Below are 16,416 nucleotides of genomic sequence, written 5' to 3' on the forward strand. Positions count from 1 at the left end.
CGCGCCGCGGTCAGGAAACCATCCGCTCCTGCGCGTGCCAGTACTTCTTGCGGACTTCCTTCTTCAAGACCTTGCCCACCGCGCTGCGTGGCAGCTGCGCGACGATCTCGACCTCCTTGGGCGCCTTGACGCTGCCCAGGCGGTCCTTGACGAACTGGATGAGCGCCTGCGGCTCCACGGACTGGCCTGGGCGCAACTCAATGACCGCCCTGACAGCCTCGCCCCACTTGTCATCGGGCACGCCGATGACGGCGCAGTCCTTCACGGCCGGATGGGCCATGACAGCCGCTTCGACCTCAGACGAGAAAACGTTGAAACCGCCTGTGACGATCATGTCTTTCTTGCGATCGACGATGAACAGGAAGCCCTGCTCGTCGAAGTAGCCCACGTCGCCCGTGCAATGCCAACCGTGGCGCTGCACTTCGGCCGTGGCCTCGGGGTTCTTGTAGTAGCCTGCGGTCACGATGTCGCCCTGCGCGACGATCTCGCCCACGGCCCCCGGCTGGGTGAGCAAGTTGCCGTCGTCGTCCATGATCGCCACCCGCGTGAAGGGGAAGCGGCGCCCCGCGCTCAGCAGGCGTTGGCGGGGCGCCACCCGCCCGTCGACGAAATGGTCCTCGACCCGGAGCACGGAGATCGCGCCGGGCACTTCCGCCTGGCCATAGATCTGCAGCATCACGGGGCCGAAGACATCGATGGCCTCCGCCAGCTTGTCGGGCGACATCGGTGCCGCACCGTACATGAGGTAGCGCAGCGTGGAAAAGTCGAAGTCGCGCACGTTGGGTTGGGCCAGCAGGGTGTAGATGACCGTCGGCGGCAGGAACAGCATGTTGACCCGCTCCTGCGCGATCACCTGGAGCAGGTTCTGCGGGTCGATGCCGTCCATCAGCACGACGCGGCCGCCGCGCGCCATGAAGGGCATCGACACCAGCCCCGCCGTGTGGGTGATGGGCGCCGCGGCCAGCACGGTCATACGGTCGGTCACGGCCATGGCCGACAGGTGGTTGGCCATGGTCGCCGTCAGGTTGCGGTGGCTGAGCATGACGCCCTTGGAACGCCCCGTGGTGCCGCCGGTGCCCATGATCATGGCCAGCCCCTGCGGCTGCAGGGACGCCGCGAACATCTCGGGCGAATGGCCCTGCACCAGCCGGGCGACCGACAGGTCCGGCCCCTGCGCATCGTCCAGCGCGATGCAGTGGCGGATGCGGGGAAGCTTGCCGCGAATCTCCGCCACCTGGCCGGCATAGCGGGCCTGGTAGAAGAGAACGTCGCAGTCCATGTCCTGCAGGAACTCGATGTTGGCCTCCACGCCGTTGCGCGCATTGACGGGCAGCCAGACGCCGCCAGCGCGCAACACCCCCAGCAGCGCCGTGAAGGCGGCCCCGGCATTGCCGCTGAGTACCGCGCCGTGAAAACCAGGCGCGAGCCCCAGGGCCCGCAAACCCCGGGCGATCTGGCAGGTCAGCGCTCCCGCCTGCGCATAGGTGATGGCCGGGGCATCGCGCCCGCAGTCCTCGAAGCAAGGGGCATCCGGGTGGCTGGCGACGCCAGCATCGAAAAAATCCAGCAGATTCATCGCAGTGCTTCTCCGTTCAAGCCTGGGTTGGCAGGACAGCGATCGCCGACAATTCGCGTGTCTTCAGCAACGGCGGGCGGATGGAATCCTCCACGCCTGGAAGTGCGTTGTGTATGCTGCCCAATAGGTACCATTTCGTATAAATTGGTACCATTAGACATCCTCGATTGGTACCGGGTCAATTGATTTGGTACCGTATTTCATTGGGAGAAACCCGCATGAAAAAAAAACTCACAGACGAGGAGTTTTTCGATGCGCTGACCCATCTGCTCCTGGCAGAGGGCATCAAAGGCCTGACGGTGGGCGAGATCGCCACACGGATGCACTGCTCGCGGCGCCGCCTCTACGACATTGCACAGACGAAAGAGGAAATCTTCTGCGCGGTGGTGAAACGCTTCTTCGACGGCATCCTGGGCCAGGGCGAAGCACTGATCCAACGTGAACAGGACCTGACGGCAGCGCTCGCCGCCTACCTCGACGTGGGTGTCCAGGCAGCCAGCCGCATAGGCGTCCAGTTCCTGAAAGACGTCGAGGATTCCGCTGCCGCCCGAAGCATCTTCGACCGCTACCAGCAGGCCCGCACCGTGAGACTGTCCCAGCTGATCGACGAGGGGGTGCGCCAGGGCGTCTTCGCCCCCTGCCACGGGCTGGTCGTGTCCGAGCTCATCCTAGGAGCCGCGCTGAGGCTGCGCCGCCCTGCATTCCTCGCCCAGGCCAACCTGACCATCGAGGAGGCCTTCCAGGAGTTCTACCGGGTATTGCTGGGCGGGCTCCTGATCGACGCAGCCGCGCCCAAAGTGGCCCGGAGCGGCGCGCGGACAAGCCGGGCCGCCGCACGGCGCGCGTCCGTGAAGAAAAATGCTGGCGATGATGAAGTCGGCACGATGCTGATGGCCGCCTGGAACCGCGATTAGGCGACTCCAATCGCGATAGCCGCCACCCATCGGGGCAGAAGCGCTTCACCTCGGGCCCGCCCTTCGCCGACTACGCGGTGCTGATCTGTTTCGCAGGTGATGACGAGGTGGCGCACCAGCGCCTGCACCCGCTGCACAGCCTGGGCCACGCTGCGGTGGCCGGTGTCGGCCAGCAGCAGGACCTGCGGGTTCAGGTCGCGGATGTGCAGGTGCTCGGGCGGCGCGGCGCGGCGCGCCGTGCAAGGCGCAGGCCCACGGCGTCGAGCAGCGCGGCGGAGCGCGAACGCGGCGAGGAGCTTCCGGCGATCAGCAGGACGGACATGGTTTTGCTTTCCTTTTAATAGCTGCCAGAGCTTTTTGATAAAGCGCTACAGGCCGATTTGGCTTTTATTTCTTGGTGTAGATCTGGTCGAAGCTCGCGCCGTCGGCAAAGTGCTCCTTGTCGGCCCTGGCCCAGCCGCCGAACGCCTGGTCGATGGTCACGAGCGTGAGCTTGGGGAACTGCGCGTCGAACCTGGCCCTGGCCTTCTCGCTCGTGGGGCGGTAGTAGTTCTTGCCGGCGATCTCCTGGCCCTCGTCGGAGTACAGGTACTTCAGGTACTCCTCGGCCAGCGCACGGCTGCCCTTCTTGTCCACCACCTTGTCCACCACGGCCACCGTGGGTTCGGCCAGGATGGAGAGCGACGGCACGACGATCTCGAACTTGTCCTTGCCGAACTCCTGGAGCGCCAGGAACGCCTCGTTCTCCCAGGCCAGCAGCACGTCGCCCACGCCGCGCTGCACGAAGGTGATGGTGGAGCCGCGCGCGCCGGTGTCGAGCACGGGCACGTTCTTGTAGAGCCTGCCCACGAAGTCCCTGGCCTGGGCGTCGCCGCCGTACTTGCGCTTGGCGAACTCCCACGCCGCCAGGTAGTTCCAGCGCGCGCCGCCACTGGTCTTGGGGTTGGGCGTGATCACCTGCACGCCGGGCCTGGCCAAGTCGTCCCAGTCCTTCAGGCCCTTGGGATTGCCCTTCTTGACCAGGAACACGATGGTCGAGGTGTAGGGCGCCGAGTTGTGCGGCAGGCGCTTCTGCCAGTCGGCAGCCAGCAGCCCGTGCCTGGCCAGCGCGTCCACGTCGCCGCCCAGGGCCAGCGTGGCCACGTCGGCGTCGATGCCGTCGATGATCGAGCGCGCCTGCTTGCCCGAGCCGCCGTGCGACTGGCGCAGTTGCACGTCCTGGCCCGTCCTGGCCTTCCAGTGTCTGGCGAACGCCTGGTTGTACTCGGCGTACAGCTCGCGCGTCGGGTCGTAGGAGACGTTCAGGAACTGCGCCGGCTGCGCGAGCGACGGCAAAACCGTCAGGGACATGGCCCCGGCCAGGACGGCGGCCAGAGGAAACTTGATAAAGTGGCGGCGATTTTTCATGGAGTGCCTTCGTTGCGGTGAATGTCAATGCAACGCATTCTGGTAGTCACTCTTTAAAACTGAAACCAATAAGATTTCAGTTTGTTATAGCAAAAACATCTGAAACACCCTAAGGAACCCCTCCATGGCACGCACCGTCCACTGCATCAAGCTCGGCAAGGAAGCCGAAGGCCTCGACTTCCCGCCCTACCCCGGCGAGCTCGGCAAGCGCATCTACGAGAACGTGAGCAAGCAAGCCTGGGCCGACTGGCTCAAGCACCAGACGATGCTGGTCAACGAGAACCGCCTGAACCTGGCCGACGCCCGCGCGCGCCAGTACTTGGCGCGCCAGATGGAGAACCATTTCTTCGGCGGCGGCGCGGACGCCGCGGCGGGCTACGTGCCACCCAGCGCCTGAGAACGCGTTGACGTCCTGATTCCGCCAGCGCCCCTGGATGGCGCGCTCCAGATCCTTCCCGGAGATTTCCCGTGCTCCCATCGGTCTCCCTGCTGGAGTCGTTCCAGGCCTCGCAGATGAGCTTCATGCTGGCGATCCACCTGCTGGCCATCATGGCCGAGGCCATGTCCGGGGCCCTGGCGGCCGGGCGGCGCAACATGGACATCTTCGGCGTCACGGTGATCGCCTTCGTCACCGCCCTGGGCGGCGGCACGATACGCGACATGGTGCTGGGCCACTACCCGCTGGGCTGGACGCAGCACCCCGAGTACGTGTACCTCGTGATCGCGGCCGGCCTGCTGACCACCGTGGTGGCGCGCTACATGATCCGCCTCAAGCGGGTCTTCCTGCTACTCGATGCCCTGGGGCTGGTCGCGTTTTCGCTGATCGGCTGCAGCGCGGCGCTGGAGTTGGGCTACCCCGGCGTAGTGGTGGTCATGGCCGGCATGATCACCGGCATCAGCGGCGGCATTCTGCGCGACGTGCTGTGCAACCAGGTGCCCGTGGTGTTCCGGCGCGAGCTCTACGCCAGCGTGTCCCTGGCGGTGTGCCTGCTGTTCCTGGTGCTGCGCGCCTGGGACGTGGACCACGACATCGGCACCGCCGTGTGCTTTGCCGGCGGCCTGGCGCTGCGGCTGGCGGCCATGCGCTTTCACTGGCGGCTGCCCGTTTTCTCCTACCAGCAGCGCTGGGAATGACACCCCGCACCATGCCTGAATCCCTCTCCTGGCTGCCCGACGGCACCCCCTTCAGCACGCGCTTCGGCGACCGCTACCACGGCGAGCAGGGCCTGGCCCAGGCGCGCGACGTGTTCCTGCACGGCTGCGGCCTGCCCCAGGCCTGGGCCGGCGCGCAGCAGTGGCGCATCCTGGAAACGGGCTTCGGCTTCGGGCTGAACTTCCTGGCCACCTGGGCCGCCTGGCGCGCCGACCCCGGTCGGCCGCGGCTGCTGCATTTCGTTTCGCTGGAGGCCTGGCCGGTGCCGGCGGACGCGCTCCTGCGCGCGGCCGAGCGCCACCCCGAACTGCTGCCCCTGGCCCGGGAGCTGCACGCCCAGTACTGGGGCCTGCTGCCCGGCGTGCACCGCCTGTGGTTCGAGGGCGGGCGCGTACTGCTGACCCTGTGCGTGGGCGACGCCCAGGCGCTGCTGCGCCAGCAGCTGTGGGAGGTGGATTCCGTGTATCTGGACGGCTTCAACCCCCAGTGCAACCCCGACATCTGGAGCCTGGAGACCCTCAAGGCCATGGCGCGCCACTGCCGCCGCGGCACGCGTCTGGCCACCTGGACGGTGGCGCGCAGCGTGCGCGACGCGCTCGCGCAATGCGGCTTCGCGGTCGACAAGGTGCCCGGCCTGCCACCCAAGCGCGACAACCTGCAGGCCCGGTTCGATCCGCACTGGCAGCCGCGCACCAGCCGCCAGGCACCCGAGTTCGCTCGGCCTGCGCGCTGCCTGGTGCTGGGCGCGGGTCTGGCCGGCGCCACCGCCGCCGCCAGCCTGGCGCGCCGCGGCTGGCAGGTGACGGTGCTGGACGCGGGGGACACGCCCGCCGCCGGCGCCTCGGGCCTGCCGGCGGGGCTGTTCGCGCCCCACCTCTCGCCCGACGACAACCTGTTCGCCCGCCTCTCGCGCGCCGGCGTGCGCGCCATGCTGCAGCAATCGCAGGCGCTTTTGCAGGAAGGCATCGACTGGAGCCCGGCCGGCGTGCTGGAGCGCCGCCCCGCGGGCCAGCCGGGCCTGCCCGCCGGCTGGCACGACGGCCCCGGCGCCGACTGGAGCCACACGGCCGACGCCGGGCGGCTGGCCGATGCCGGCCTGCCGCCGGACGCCAGCGCCTGCTGGCACGCGCGCGCCGGCTGGGTGCGCCCGCCGCGCTTCATCGCGCGGCTGCTGGAGCAGCCCGGCATAGCCTGGCGGCCGCGCAGCGCCGTGGCCCGCCTGGCGCGCGGCGCCGGCACCTGGCAGGCGCTGGACGGCGCCGGCAACCCGCTGGCCGAGGCCGAGCTGCTGCTGCTGGCCGCCGGCCCGGCCTGCAACGCCCTGCTGGCGCCGCTGCAGGCACCGCCGCTGCCGCTGCAGCCGGTGCGCGGCCTGATGTCCTGGGGCCCGCAGCCCGCGCAGGCGCAGGGCCTGCCGCCCTTCGCCGTCAATGGCGGCGGCGCACTGGCCGCCCACGTGCCCTGCGACGGCGGCCCGGCCTGGCACATGGGCGCCACCTTCGAGCGCGACGTGGACCGCCTGCCGATGACCGCTGAGGAACAGGCCGCCGCCCACGCCAGCAACTGGCGGCGCCTGCGGGCGCTGGTGCCGGCGGCGGTGCCAGCGCTGCGCGCGGCCTTCGAGGACGGCCAGGGCCTGCGCGCCTGGGCCGGCGTGCGCTGCACGGCGCACGACCGCATGCCCATCGTCGGCCCGGTGGCGCCCGCCGCCCTGCCAGGCCTGTGGGTCAGCACCGCCATGGGCGCGCGCGGCCTGACGCGCGCCGTGCTATGCGCCGAGCTGCTGGCCGCCCGCCTGATGGGCGAGCCCCTGCCGGTGGAGGCCCGGCTGGCCCAGGCCATGGGCTGCGAACGGCTGTAGCCGACAACCGTCGCCGGGCCGCGCCACCACTGGCGCATAAGCTTATCCGCATAAGGGAAGCACAAAACAATAGTTTGTTCCCATAAGCCGTGCTTCTACAGTCGCGGCCATGCCCGATTTCGCGTTCATCCTCGCTGGTTTCGCCGTCGGCCTCATCGTGGGCCTGACCGGCGTGGGCGGCGGCTCGCTGATGACGCCGGTGCTGATCTTCGTCTTCGGCGTCAAGCCCAACCTGGCCGTGGGCACGGACCTGCTGTTCGCCGCCTTCACCAAGCTGGGCGGCACGCTCGGCCTGGCACGCCAGCGCCTGGTGCCCTGGCGCGTGGTGGCCCAGCTGTGCGCGGGCAGCATCCCCGCCGCCCTGCTGGCGCTGTGGGCGCTGCGCCACCTGGGGCCGGACAGCGCCGCCGCCCAGCGCCTCATGACCACCACGCTGGGCGCGGCCCTGCTGCTCACGGCGGCCGCCACCTTCTACAAGGTGCTGGTGTTCTCGCCCGAGCGCGCCGCCGCCGAGGCGGCACGCCGCCGCGCCCAGTCCGCCGACGCCACCCGGCCTCGCCACTGGAGCCTGCCGGTGCTGCTGGGCGCGGTGATCGGCATGCTGGTCACCTTCACCTCGGTGGGCGCGGGCGCCATCGGCGTGTCGGTGCTGCTGCTGGTGTTCCCGCACCTGCCGCTGCCGCGCATCATCGCCGCCGACATCGCCTACGCCGTGCCGCTGACGCTGGTGGCGGGGCTGGGCCATGCCTCGCTGGGCTCGGTGAACTGGCCGCTCCTGGGCCTGCTGCTCGCCGGCTCGCTGCCGGGCATATGGCTGGGCTCGCGCCTGGTCGCGCGCACGCCCGAGCGCCTGATCCGTTCCGTCCTGTCCGTGCTGCTGGCCTGGGCCGGGGCCAAGCTGGTTTTGATCTGAATCCCTGATTTTTCTCTCCCCACGCCATGTACCAATACACCGACTTCGACCGCCAATTCGTGAAGCTGCGCGCGCAGCAGTTCCGCGACCAGTTGGAGCGCTGGCAGCGCGGCGAGCTGACCGACGAGCAGCTCCTGCCCCTGCGCCTGCAAAACGGCTGGTACATCCAGCGCTACGCGCCCATGGCGCGCATCGCCGTGCCCTATGGCGAGATCAGCAGCCTGCAGCTGCGCACGCTGGGCCGCATCGCCCGCGAATACGACAAGCCCGACCCCGAGCTGCTGGCCCGCGCCCAGGCCACGCAGGACCAGCTCGAAGCCTCGCAGCCCGGCCAGACCCTGCCCGCGCCGCCGCTCAAGTACGGCTACGGCCACTTCACCACGCGCACCAACTGCCAGTTCAACTGGATCCCGATCACCAAGGCGGCCGACGTGATGGACCTGCTGGCCAGCGTGTGCATGCACGGCATCCAGACCAGCGGCAACGACATCCGCAACATCACCTGCGACGCCTGGGAGGGCATCGCCGAGGACGGCATCGTGGACTGCCGCCCGTTTGCCGAGATCACGCGCCAGTGGAGCTCGCTGCACCCCGAGTTCAGCTACCTGCCGCGCAAGTTCAAGATCGCCTTCAACGGCGCCGCCGAGGACCGCGCCGCCATCGGCTGGTACGACATCGGCCTGCAGGCGCTCAGGAACGACGCGGGCGAAGTCGGCTTCACCGTGAAGGTGGGTGGCGGCATGGGGCGCACGCCCATCGTGGGCAGCGTGGTGCGCGAGTTCCTGCCCTGGGACCAGTTGCTCAACTACATCGAGGCCATCGTGCGCGTGTACAACGGCTACGGCCGGCGCGACAACAAGTGGAAGGCGCGCATCAAGATCCTCGTGAAGAGCGAGGGACAGGCCTTCATCGACGCGGTGGAGAAGGAATACCGCGCCATCGTCGACCTGGACGGCGCCCCTCACACCATCACCCAGGCCGAACTCGACCGCGTGACGAGCCACTTCGTGGTGCCCGAGCTCAAGAGCGCCGGCCTGCCAGCCAAGGTGGACCCGCAGGGCCAGCTCTACCAGCGCTGGCTGCGCCAGAACGTGCGCGGCCACCGCCTGCCGGGCATGAAGACCGTGACCCTGTCGTTCAAGCGCCCGGGCTTCGCCCCCGGCGACGCCGACGCCGACACGCTGGACGCCCTGGCCCAGCTGGCCGAGCAGTTCAGCGCGTCCGAGGCGCGCCTGACCCACGAGCAGAACCTGATGCTGCCCTGGGTGTTCGAGTCCGACCTGCCCGCGCTGTACGAGGCCGCGCGCAAGCTGGGCCTGGCGCAGCCCAACATCGGCCTGCTGACCGACATGATCTCCTGCCCGGGCGGGGACTTCTGCTCGCTGGCCAACGCGCGCTCGCTGCACATCGCCGCCGTCGTGACCGAGCGCTACCAGGACCTGGACGAGCTGTTCGACATCGGCCCGATCGACCTGCACATGAGCGGCTGCATCAACAGCTGCGGCCACCACCACAGCGGCCACATCGGCATCCTGGGCGTGGACAAGGACGGCAAGGAGTGGTACCAGATCACGCTCGGCGGCGCGGACGGCTCCCAGCTCTCCGGCCCCGCGATCGGCGGCAAGGTGGTCGGCCCCTCGTTCACCGCGGCCGAGGTGCCCGACGTGATCGAGGCGCTGCTGGACACCTTCCGCAGCCTGCGCCAGAGCGGCGAGCTGTTCATCGACACGCTGCGCCGCGTCGGCCACGACCCGTTCAAGCAGGCGGCCAACGCGGCGCGCCACCCCAAGGTCGAGGAAGCCCAGGCGCTGTGACCAAAACGATGCCCACGGAGAAGAATGCTATGAAAATCATTGCTGCCGACGCAGTACCAGAAAGCGCTGGAGCCGAAAAAACCCTGCAGATCCCCAACGATGCCGAGCTGGCCGAGCTGGTCGCCAGCGGCGCGCTGGAGGGCGTGCAGCGCGTGGAGCTGCAGTTCCCCAAGTTCACCGACGGCCGCGCCTACAGCCAGGCGCTGCTGCTGCGCCGGCGCTACAGGTTTGCGGGCGACATCCGCGCCACGGGCGACGTGCTGATCGACCAGCTCGTGCACATGCACCGCAGCGGCTTCACCAGCGCCGTGCTGGCCCCGGGCGTCAATGCCGATGCCGCGCAGCGCCAGTTCGACCGCTACAGCGCCTTCTACCAGGGCGACGTGCTGGAGCCCCGCCCCCTGTTCGCACGGGAGGCCGCATGAGCACCCTGGACCTCGCACGCATCAACGCCGAACTGGGCCGCGACGCGCCCGGCCTCGTGAAATGGGCCCTGGGCCTGAACCAGGCGCCCATAGTCACCACCAACTTCCGCCCGTTCGAGGCGGTGATCCTGCACCTGGTCACGCGGGTACAGCCCGACGTCCCGGTCATCTGGATGGACAACGGCTACAACACCGAGGCCACCTACCGCTACGCCGACGAGGTGACCCGGCTGCTCGGGCTCAACCTGCGCATCTACCTGCCGCTGCGCTCGCGCGCGCACCGCGAGGCGGTGGATGGTCCTGTGCCCGCGCTTCATGAGCCGCGCCACGCCGCCTTCACCGAGGAGGTGAAGCTCGAACCCTTCGCCCGCGCGCTGCGTGAGACCGCACCCAAGGTCTGGTTCACCGCGCTGCGCGCCACCGACAGCGCCGTGCGCGCGCAGATGGACCCGGTGAGCATCAACCCCGACGGCCTCATCAAGGTCGCGCCGCTGCTGCACTGGACGTCCAGGGACCTGCACCAGTACTGCGAGGCCCACGGCCTGCCCAACAACTTCGACTACGTGGACCCGACCAAGGGCGAGGAACAGCGCGAATGCGGCCTGCACCTGGCCCACTGAAGAAAAACGATAGCTGCCAGCGCAGGCCCCACGAACGCTTCAGCCCGATTTGATTGGAAAGACAAATGAACGCCCGAGTTGACACCTCCGTGCTCACGCACCTGAGCAACCAGCACCTGGACGCGCTGGAGGAAGAAACCATCTTCATCCTGCGCGAAGTGGCCGCCGCCTTCGAGCGCCCCGCGCTGCTGTTCTCCGGCGGCAAGGACTCGCTGGTCATGCTCCGGTGCGCCGAAAAGGCCTTCATGGATTCGAAAGGCCCCTCCGGCAGCCGGGGCCGCATCCCCTACCCGCTCTTGATGATCGACACCGGCCACAACTTCCCCGAGGTGACCGACTTCCGCGACCAGCGCGCCAGGGAGCTCGGCGCCGAGCTCATCGTGCGCAGCGTCGAAGACTCCATGGCGCGCGGCACGGTGCGCCTGGCGCACCCGGGCGAGAGCCGCAACGTGCACCAGTCGGTCACGCTGCTCGAAGCCATCGAGGAATTCCGCTTCGACGCGCTGATCGGCGGCGCGCGCCGCGACGAGGAAAAGGCCCGGGCCAAGGAGCGCATCTTCTCCCACCGCGACGGCTTCGGCCAATGGCAACCCAAGGCCCAGCGGCCCGAGCTCTGGACGCTGTTCAACACCCGCATCGCCCCGGGCGAGCACTTCCGCGTGTTCCCGATCAGCAACTGGACCGAGCTGGACGTGTGGCAGTACATCGACCGCGAGGCGATCGCCCTGCCCAGCCTCTACTACGCGCACCAGCGCCAGGTGGTAGAGCGCCGGGGCCTGCTGGTGCCCGTCACGCCGCTCACCCCGCCCAAGGACGGCGAGCGGGTCGAGACCCGCACCGTGCGCTTTCGCACCGTGGGCGACATCACCTGCACCTGCCCGGTGGAAAGCCCCGCCGCCAGCGCCGCCGAGATCGTGATCGAGACCCTGGCCGCCGAGGTCAGCGAACGCGGCGCCACGCGCATGGACGACAAGACCTCCGACGCCTCGATGGAAAAGCGTAAGAAAGACGGGTACTTCTGATGACTACCAATTTAATAGCTGATACCGCAACAGCGGCGGGCGCCGCAGCCAGGAACGACCATGTTTCCGCGCTGAAGTTCATCACTTGCGGCAGCGTGGACGACGGCAAGAGCACGCTGATCGGCCGCCTGCTCGTGGACAGCCGCGCCGTGCTGCAGGACCACTTGGCGGGCGTGCAGCGCGGCGGCGAGGTGGACCTGGCGCTGCTCACCGACGGCCTCTCGGCCGAGCGCGAGCAAGGCATCACCATCGACGTGGCCTACCGCTACTTCGCCACCGAGGCGCGCAAGTTCATCATCGGCGACGCGCCCGGCCACGAGCAGTACACGCGCAACATGGTCACCGCCGCCTCGCAGGCCGACGCCGCCGTGGTGCTGGTGGACGCGACCAAGCTCGACTGGCAGAACCCCCGGCTCGCGCTGCTGCCGCAGACGCGCCGCCACAGCCTGCTCGTGCACCTGCTGCGCGTGCATTCGCTGGTGTTCGCCGTGAACAAGCTCGACGCCGTGGCCGACCCGGCCCTGGCGTTCGCGCACATCCGCGCCGCGCTGCAGCAATTCGCGCAGGATGCGGGCATCACCGTGGCCGCCACCGTGCCCGTCTCGGCCCTCAAGGGCTGGAACGTGGTCGACGCCCGGCCGGGCTGGTGCGGCTACGAGGGCAGCAGCCTGCTGCAGATCCTGGAGCTGCTGCCCCATACCCCGGCCGACGCGCACCTGCCGCTGGCCTTCCCGGTGCAGTGGGTGGAGAAGTTCTCCTCGTCCTCCGACACGCGCCAGGGCCGGCGCGTGTTCTGGGGCCGCGTGGCCGCGGGCGGCGCCCGGGTGGGCGCGCAGGTACAGGTCTTCCCCAGCGGCCAGCGCGCCGCCATCGCTCAGGTGCTGGACCACGCGCGCCGCCCCGGCGGCATCCAGGCGGGCGGCAGCGCCGGCATCGTGCTGGACCGCGAGGTGGACGTCTCGCGCGGCGACTGGATCGTCGCCGCGCCCACGCCCGCCGCCCAGGCCGCGGAAGACGATTTCGACACCCCGGCGGAGCAGCCCAGCTGGCCCGGCCGGCGCGAGCTCGGCGCCACCGTCGCCTGGATGGACGACGAACCCCTGGTCGCCGGCCGCGTGTACTGGGCGCTGCACGGCCACCGCTGGGTCAAGGCCAAGCTGCGCCGCGTGGTGCACCGCCTGGACATCCACACCCTGGCCGAGCAGGACGCCACGCAGCTCGAACCCAACGCCATCGGCCACGTGGAACTGCTGCTGCAGGAGAGCGTGCCCGCTGCGCCGTTCGAGAAAGCGCGCGTGCTCGGCTCCATGATCCTGGTCGACACCGCAAGCCACAAGACGGCCGGCGCCGTGCTGGTGCGGACCTAGGGCGCCGCCCGTTCCGCATTGAGCAACATCAAGGTTTCCGCGCCACAGCCATGGTCGCCCCGCCGTCCGGGACGGCCATGGCCCTAGAATTACGGGTTACACCCAATACCGATACCACAGAAATCCCATGACCCACGTTGTTGTCGAAAACTGCATCAAGTGCAAATACACCGATTGCGTGGATGTATGCCCCGTGGACTGCTTCCGCGAAGGCCCGAACATGCTCGTCATCGACCCCGACGAGTGCATCGACTGCGCCGTTTGCGTGCCCGAATGCCCGGCCAACGCCATCTTTGCCGAAGAAGACCTGCCCAGCGACCAGCTCGCCTTCATCAAGATCAACGCCGAGCTGACGCCCAAGTTCAAGAGCATCACCAAGCGCAAGGCCGCCCTGCCCGACGCCGACGAGTGGAACGGCACGCCCGGCAAGCTGAAGGACCTGGAGCGCTGATCCTGCCCCCGGCCATGCAAGCGCCCTCGGCCCCCGCACCGGCGCAGGCCGATGCCGTGGTGATCGGCGCGGGCCCGGTGGGCCTGTTCCAGGTGTTCCAGCTCGGGCTGCAGGGCATCGCAGCGCACCTCGTCGACGCCCTGCCCCACGTGGGCGGCCAGTGCGCCGAGCTCTATCCCGACAAGCCCATCTACGACATCCCCGGCGTTCCCGTGTGCTCGGGCCGCGAACTGGTTGCGCTGCTGCAGCGGCAGATGGCGCCGTTCGCGCCCGCATGCCACCTGGGCCAGCAGGTCGAGACGCTGGCCGCGCAGGACGATGGCCGATTCCTGCTGCAGACCACCGCCGGCACCCGGCTGCTGGCGAAGAGCGTCTTCATCGCCGCCGGCGTGGGCGCCTTCGTGCCGCGCACCATCAAGGTGGACGGCATCGCCGCTCTGGCGGGCGGCCAGGTGCTCTACCACCCCACGGATACCGGCGTCGCCAACGCCCGCCACGTGGTCGTGCATGGCGGCGACGAGGCCGCCGTGCAGGCTGCCATCGCCTGCGCGCCGCTGGCCGCCAGCGTCACGCTGCTGCATCGCCGCGACGTCTTCCAGGCCGAGCCCGCACTGCTGGCCGAGCTGCAGACGCTGCGCGAGGGCGGGCGCATCCGCGTCGCCATAGGCCAGATCACGGGCGTGCAGGCCGCGCCGGACGGCCGCCTGCAGGCCCTCGTGCTGCAACTGCCCGACGGCTCGCAGCAACACCTGCCGCTCGACCTGCTGCTGGCCTACCTGGGCATCTCCCCGCGCCTGGGGCCGGTCGCCGGCTGGGGCTTGGCCATGGAGCGCAAGCAGATTGCCGTGGACACGGCCACGTTCGCCACCAGCGTGCCCGGCATCTACGCCGTGGGCGACGTCAACGGCTACCCCGGCAAACGCAAGCTCATCCTGTGCGGCTTCCACGAGGCCACGCTGGCCGCCTTCGCCGAGGCGGAGCGGCAGGCAGGCCACAGGCTGCCGCTGGAGTACACGACCAGCAGCGAGCGGCTGCACGCGCGCCTGGGCGTGGGCGCATGAACACCCTCGCCACCTCCCGCAACGAAGCCCTGGCCCCGCTGCCGGCCGGGCAGCGCGTGTTCCGCTGGCACGACCATGCATCGCTCTGGTTCAGCCTGGGCGTGGGGCTGCTGGTCATGCAGGTGGGCGCCTACCTGATGCCTGCCCTGGGTACGCAGCAGGCGCTCCTGGCCGTCGTGGTCGGCTCCGTCATCGGCGCGGGGCTGCTGGGCTGGGTGGCAAAAATAGGCTGCGACAGCGGCTTGGCCAGCGCGGGGCTGATGCACGCCGTCTACGGTCGGCGCTTCGCGGGTCTGCCCATCGTGCTCAACATCGTGCAGCTCGTGGGCTGGGGCACGTTCGAGCTCGTGGTGATGCGCGACGCCACCGTGGCCATAGGCCGGCAGTCCGGCATGCTCGCCGCCGGCGCATGGCCCGTGGCCGCCACGCTGCTGTGGGGCGGCGTGGTGCTGCTGCTCATCAGCGGCTCCATGGTGCAGCTGGTGCGCCGCGTCATCGCGCGCGTGGCGCTGCCGCTCGTCGTGCTGTCGCTGCTGTGGCTGTCCTGGCAGTTCATCGCCATGGCGCAGGCCCAGGGCCTGGCCCAGATCTGGCAGCGCCGCGGCAACGGCGGCATGGGCGTGATGCCGGCGCTCGACCTCGTGATCGCCATGCCCATCTCGTGGCTGCCGCTCGTGGCTGACTACGCACGCCACGGCGTGAGCGGCGCGGACGCCCTGCGCGGCAGCTGGATCGGCTACGCGCTGGCCAACATCTGGTGCTATTGCCTGGGCGTGCTGGTGGCGCTGGTGCTGCCCAGCCAGGACCTGGTGACCGCCCTGCTGCTGGCCCAGGGCGGGCTGCTGGCGCTGTCGCTGATCCTCATCGACGAGGTGGACAACGCCTACGGCGACATGTACTCCGGTGCCGTCTCGGCGCACAGCCTGCGCCCGCGCTGGAGCGTGCGCCGCTGGGGCCTGGGCCTGGCCGCGCTGTGCACCGCGCTGGCCCTGGTGCTGCCCATGCACAGCCTGGAGCCGTTCCTGCTGCTGCTCAGCTCGGTCTTCGTGCCGCTGTTCGGCGTGATCCTGGGGCGCCTGGCCTTCGGCGTTCCGGCGCACGCGGCGCTGCAGCGCGCCGCCGGCGTGCACGGGCTGCCCGTGGCGCTGTGGCTGGCTGGCATCGCCTGCTACCACCTGCTGCCGCGCGCGCTGCCGGCCCTGGGCGCGGCGCTGCCCACGCTGGCGCTGTGCTTCGCGCTGGCCTACCTCACGCGCCCGCGCGGCTGAGCTCGTCGCCACGCAGGCGGAACTTCGGGCGCGCGGAGGGCTCTCCCAAGGCATTCCCCCGTTCACCCATCAAGGAGCCGCCGCCCGTGTCCTTCGCACCGTCCCGCCTCGCCCGCACCCTCTCCACCGCCACGGCCGCCCTCGCGCTGGCCGCGCCGCTGCTGGCCCCGGCCACGGCCGGGGCGCGCGAATTCGTCAGCATCAAGAGCAACGCAGTCAACGTGCGGGCGCAGCCCACCACGCGCTCGGACACGCGCTGGGAGCTGGGCCGGGGCTACCCCCTGCAGGTCGAGCAGCGCCGGGGCCAGTGGCTCAAGGTGCGCGACTTCGAGGAATCGCTCGGCTGGGTGTTCGCCCCGCTCACCAGCAAGACGCCGCACCGCGTGGTGACCGCGCCCAGCGCCCGCCTGCGCGCCGGCCCGGGCACGCAGCACAAGATCGTGGGCACGCTGCAGCAGCACGAAGTGGTGCGCAGCCTGGGCCAATCCGGCGCCTGGGCAAAGGTGCAGCGCGACGGCGGCCAGAAGGGCTGGGTGGCCAAGCGCCTCACCTGGGGCTGGTAGA

The 16,416-nt window shown here is 69.7% G+C and carries 17 protein-coding genes; 14 read left to right on the forward strand and 3 right to left on the reverse strand.

All coding sequences use genetic code 11. The features are described 5' to 3' along the window. Window positions 1–10: 10 nt before the first annotated feature. Window positions 11–1,576 carry an AMP-binding protein gene (locus ALIDE2_RS15320; protein ID WP_013518661.1) on the reverse strand — a complete coding sequence of 522 codons (1,566 nt, stop codon included), beginning with the start codon at window positions 1,574–1,576 and terminating at the stop codon, window positions 11–13. 218 nt (window positions 1,577–1,794) lie between these two features. On the opposite strand from ALIDE2_RS15320, the gene ALIDE2_RS15325 reads away from it, so the two are divergent. Next, the gene (locus ALIDE2_RS15325) at window positions 1,795–2,490 is read left to right on the forward strand and encodes a TetR/AcrR family transcriptional regulator (protein WP_013722525.1); all 696 of its coding nucleotides are present in this window, start codon (window positions 1,795–1,797) and stop codon (window positions 2,488–2,490) included. Between the two features lie 190 nt (window positions 2,491–2,680). Here the strand turns inward: ALIDE2_RS15325 and ALIDE2_RS25635 are convergent, their stop codons facing one another. Together ALIDE2_RS25635 and ALIDE2_RS15335 are read right to left on the reverse strand one after the other, a co-directional pair. Next, window positions 2,681–2,812 carry a hypothetical protein gene (locus tag ALIDE2_RS25635; protein WP_013722526.1) on the reverse strand — a complete coding sequence of 44 codons (132 nt, stop codon included), beginning with the start codon at window positions 2,810–2,812 and terminating at the stop codon, window positions 2,681–2,683. Window positions 2,813–2,877: 65 nt separating this feature from the next. After that, entirely contained in the window at window positions 2,878–3,897 is a 1,020-nt protein-coding gene (locus ALIDE2_RS15335) for a sulfate ABC transporter substrate-binding protein (protein ID WP_013518657.1), read from the reverse strand. A gap of 124 nt (window positions 3,898–4,021) precedes the next feature. Between ALIDE2_RS15335 and ALIDE2_RS15340 the strand changes: the two genes are divergently transcribed. From ALIDE2_RS15340 to ALIDE2_RS15400, 13 genes are all read left to right on the forward strand, one after another. Beyond that, window positions 4,022–4,294 carry an oxidative damage protection protein gene (locus ALIDE2_RS15340; RefSeq protein ID WP_013518656.1) on the forward strand — a complete coding sequence of 91 codons (273 nt, stop codon included), beginning with the start codon at window positions 4,022–4,024 and terminating at the stop codon, window positions 4,292–4,294. Between the two features lie 71 nt (window positions 4,295–4,365). Next, the gene (locus ALIDE2_RS15345) at window positions 4,366–5,031 is read left to right on the forward strand and encodes a trimeric intracellular cation channel family protein (protein WP_013722527.1); all 666 of its coding nucleotides are present in this window, start codon (window positions 4,366–4,368) and stop codon (window positions 5,029–5,031) included. Then, window positions 5,028–6,911, forward strand: coding sequence for a bifunctional tRNA (5-methylaminomethyl-2-thiouridine)(34)-methyltransferase MnmC2/FAD-dependent 5-carboxymethylaminomethyl-2-thiouridine(34) oxidoreductase MnmC1 (gene mnmC, locus ALIDE2_RS15350; protein ID WP_013518654.1), 1,884 nt, complete (start codon window positions 5,028–5,030; stop codon window positions 6,909–6,911). The genes ALIDE2_RS15345 and mnmC overlap by 4 nt, the downstream gene beginning before the upstream one ends. A gap of 109 nt (window positions 6,912–7,020) precedes the next feature. After that, the gene (locus ALIDE2_RS15355) at window positions 7,021–7,824 is read left to right on the forward strand and encodes a sulfite exporter TauE/SafE family protein (RefSeq protein ID WP_013518653.1); all 804 of its coding nucleotides are present in this window, start codon (window positions 7,021–7,023) and stop codon (window positions 7,822–7,824) included. Window positions 7,825–7,850: 26 nt separating this feature from the next. After that, entirely contained in the window at window positions 7,851–9,638 is a 1,788-nt protein-coding gene (locus tag ALIDE2_RS15360; RefSeq protein WP_013722528.1) for a nitrite/sulfite reductase, read from the forward strand. A 29-nt stretch (window positions 9,639–9,667) separates the two neighbouring features. Then, window positions 9,668–10,063, forward strand: coding sequence for a DUF934 domain-containing protein (locus tag ALIDE2_RS15365; RefSeq protein ID WP_013518651.1), 396 nt, complete (start codon window positions 9,668–9,670; stop codon window positions 10,061–10,063). Then, window positions 10,060–10,683, forward strand: a complete 624-nt coding sequence (locus ALIDE2_RS15370; protein WP_013722529.1) for a phosphoadenosine phosphosulfate reductase domain-containing protein — start codon at window positions 10,060–10,062, stop codon at window positions 10,681–10,683. Before ALIDE2_RS15365 ends, ALIDE2_RS15370 begins: the two co-directional genes overlap by 4 nt. A 65-nt stretch (window positions 10,684–10,748) precedes the next feature. After that, the gene (gene cysD / locus ALIDE2_RS15375) at window positions 10,749–11,705 is read left to right on the forward strand and encodes a sulfate adenylyltransferase subunit CysD (RefSeq protein ID WP_013518649.1); all 957 of its coding nucleotides are present in this window, start codon (window positions 10,749–10,751) and stop codon (window positions 11,703–11,705) included. After that, window positions 11,705–13,072 (forward strand): sulfate adenylyltransferase subunit 1, encoded by a 1,368-nt coding sequence (locus tag ALIDE2_RS15380; protein WP_013518648.1) that lies wholly within the window; start codon window positions 11,705–11,707, stop codon window positions 13,070–13,072. Before cysD ends, ALIDE2_RS15380 begins: the two co-directional genes overlap by 1 nt. A 127-nt stretch (window positions 13,073–13,199) precedes the next feature. Continuing rightward, window positions 13,200–13,523 (forward strand): ferredoxin FdxA, encoded by a 324-nt coding sequence (gene fdxA / locus ALIDE2_RS15385; protein WP_013518647.1) that lies wholly within the window; start codon window positions 13,200–13,202, stop codon window positions 13,521–13,523. 14 nt (window positions 13,524–13,537) lie between these two features. Beyond that, entirely contained in the window at window positions 13,538–14,584 is a 1,047-nt protein-coding gene (locus ALIDE2_RS15390; protein WP_013518646.1) for an NAD(P)/FAD-dependent oxidoreductase, read from the forward strand. Beyond that, a complete protein-coding gene (locus ALIDE2_RS15395; RefSeq protein WP_013722530.1) occupies window positions 14,581–15,852 on the forward strand; it encodes a purine-cytosine permease family protein in 1,272 nt (423 codons plus the stop codon). Before ALIDE2_RS15390 ends, ALIDE2_RS15395 begins: the two co-directional genes overlap by 4 nt. Before the next feature lie 86 nt (window positions 15,853–15,938). Next, a complete protein-coding gene (locus ALIDE2_RS15400) occupies window positions 15,939–16,415 on the forward strand; it encodes an SH3 domain-containing protein (RefSeq protein ID WP_013518644.1) in 477 nt (158 codons plus the stop codon). Window position 16,416 lies beyond the last annotated feature (1 nt).

Source organism: Alicycliphilus denitrificans K601 (genome assembly GCF_000204645.1).
GTDB classification, from domain to species: domain Bacteria; phylum Pseudomonadota; class Gammaproteobacteria; order Burkholderiales; family Burkholderiaceae_C; genus Alicycliphilus; species Alicycliphilus denitrificans.

Coding starts and splice junctions, on each gene's coding strand:
- ALIDE2_RS15320 (WP_013518661.1), bottom strand. CDS start 1,576: ATGAATCTGCTGGATTTTTTCGATGCTGGCGTCGCCAGCCACCCGGAT.
- ALIDE2_RS15325 (WP_013722525.1), top strand. CDS start 1,795: ATGAAAAAAAAACTCACAGACGAGGAGTTTTTCGATGCGCTGACCCAT.
- ALIDE2_RS25635 (WP_013722526.1), bottom strand. CDS start 2,812: ATGTCCGTCCTGCTGATCGCCGGAAGCTCCTCGCCGCGTTCGCGCTCC.
- ALIDE2_RS15335 (WP_013518657.1), bottom strand. CDS start 3,897: ATGAAAAATCGCCGCCACTTTATCAAGTTTCCTCTGGCCGCCGTCCTG.
- ALIDE2_RS15340 (WP_013518656.1), top strand. CDS start 4,022: ATGGCACGCACCGTCCACTGCATCAAGCTCGGCAAGGAAGCCGAAGGC.
- mnmC (WP_013518654.1), top strand. CDS start 5,028: ATGACACCCCGCACCATGCCTGAATCCCTCTCCTGGCTGCCCGACGGC.
- ALIDE2_RS15355 (WP_013518653.1), top strand. CDS start 7,021: ATGCCCGATTTCGCGTTCATCCTCGCTGGTTTCGCCGTCGGCCTCATC.
- ALIDE2_RS15360 (WP_013722528.1), top strand. CDS start 7,851: ATGTACCAATACACCGACTTCGACCGCCAATTCGTGAAGCTGCGCGCG.
- ALIDE2_RS15365 (WP_013518651.1), top strand. CDS start 9,668: ATGAAAATCATTGCTGCCGACGCAGTACCAGAAAGCGCTGGAGCCGAA.
- ALIDE2_RS15370 (WP_013722529.1), top strand. CDS start 10,060: ATGAGCACCCTGGACCTCGCACGCATCAACGCCGAACTGGGCCGCGAC.
- cysD (WP_013518649.1), top strand. CDS start 10,749: ATGAACGCCCGAGTTGACACCTCCGTGCTCACGCACCTGAGCAACCAG.
- ALIDE2_RS15380 (WP_013518648.1), top strand. CDS start 11,705: ATGACTACCAATTTAATAGCTGATACCGCAACAGCGGCGGGCGCCGCA.
- fdxA (WP_013518647.1), top strand. CDS start 13,200: ATGACCCACGTTGTTGTCGAAAACTGCATCAAGTGCAAATACACCGAT.
- ALIDE2_RS15390 (WP_013518646.1), top strand. CDS start 13,538: ATGCAAGCGCCCTCGGCCCCCGCACCGGCGCAGGCCGATGCCGTGGTG.
- ALIDE2_RS15395 (WP_013722530.1), top strand. CDS start 14,581: ATGAACACCCTCGCCACCTCCCGCAACGAAGCCCTGGCCCCGCTGCCG.